This window comes from Lederbergia sp. B243.17, assembly GCF_057657925.1.
In genome coordinates, this window is record NZ_JBWBKF010000077.1 from 1 (window position 1) to 1,470 (window position 1,470).

Here is a 1,470-nt window from a genome sequence, read left to right on the forward strand (position 1 = left end):
CTAAAGTGGTACCTGTAGGTAGGACACTCGAAAAAAAGAGTGTTCAACCTGCAGGTGCTTTTTATATACTTGAAATTAAGAATATGGGATTAGGGGATAACATGAGCAAAGTAACTTTTTCGTCCGAACAGGTAAGTGCACTGCAAAAAAATCCAAATGTCCAGCGCGTAAGCGCGAAGTCCATCACGTACACGGATGATTTTAAAAACAGGTTTATAGACGAATACCAAAACGGGAAGCTCCCGCGTCAGATCTTCGAGGAGAATGGCTTTGATGTGGATCTCATTGGCATGAAACGCGTGGAACAGTCCGCCCATCGATGGAAAAAAGCCTATGAGTATGATGGCTTAATTGGTCTTACCGATTCAAGGAAAACTGCCTCCGGCAGACCCTTGCAGCGGGAGCTTACACCCGCTGAGATAATTGAAAGGCAAAGGGCCAGGATTGAGCTGTTGGAAGGACAGGTGGACCTGTTAAAAAAGCTAGAAAGGACCGAAAGGAGGCTGTTAAACGGAAGGGAAAATCTACATCCGGACAAGGCTTACCAGTTGATCAAAGAGACGATTGAACAAAATGGATTCAAGAGGATGACTCGATATTTCTGTAACCTCCTAGGGGTCTCGCGCTCCGGATATTACAGCTATTTGAAGGCTGCCCCTGCCCGGGAAGCAAGGGAGAAACGGGACCTGGAAACCAGGGAAGTCATCTTAAAGGCCTTTAAACGGCGGGGATACAAGAAAGGCTCCCGTTCCATAAAGATGGTACTGAATAGTGATTTTGATCTCGTCCTCAGCCGCAAAAAAATCCGGAGAATCATGAGGAAGTATGAGATTGTCTGCCCTCACCGCAAGCCAAATCCTTATAAACGGATCGCTAAAGCAACCCAGGAACATCAGGTAGTGCCGAACAAGCTGAACAGGGAATTCAAGCAAGGCATTCCTGGAAAAGTGCTTCTGACGGATATTACATACCTGCCATATAACGGAAACTGTATGGCTTATTTGTCGACCGTAAAAGATGCCTCCACCAATGAAATCCTGGCCTACCACGTTTCAGATCGAATCACCTTGGACATCGCAACCAAGACGATCCACAAATTGATGAACAACAAAAAAATCATCCTCCACAAAGACGCCTTTATCCATTCGGATCAGGGGAGCCATTATACAAGCCCCAGATTCCAGAAGCTGTTAAAGGGTTATGGACTGGGCCAGTCGATGTCACGGAGAGGAAACTGTTGGGATAATGCCCCTCAGGAATCCTTCTTTGGCCACCTAAAGGACGAAGTGGATTATAAAGTTGCCAAATCCTTAAAGGAATTAAAGTCAAAGATTAACCATTATATGGTCTATTATAATAATTATCGTTATCAGTGGAATTTAAAAAAGATGACCCCTATTCAATATAGGAATCATCTTCAAACTGCTTAATCTCTTTTTTTATTGTGTCCTTGACATAGGTACCACTTTA

1 protein-coding gene is annotated in these 1,470 nt (G+C 44.1%); it reads left to right on the forward strand.

Features of this window, described 5'->3' with window-relative positions; all coding sequences use genetic code 11:
• The first annotated feature begins 101 nt into the window (after positions 1-101).
• Positions 102-1,430, forward strand: a complete 1,329-nt coding sequence (locus AC0TWI_RS14720; RefSeq protein ID WP_488127094.1) for an IS3 family transposase — start codon at positions 102-104, stop codon at positions 1,428-1,430.
• Positions 1,431-1,470: the final 40 nt, after the last annotated feature.

Coding starts and splice junctions, on each gene's coding strand:
- AC0TWI_RS14720 (WP_488127094.1), top strand. CDS start 102: ATGAGCAAAGTAACTTTTTCGTCCGAACAGGTAAGTGCACTGCAAAAA.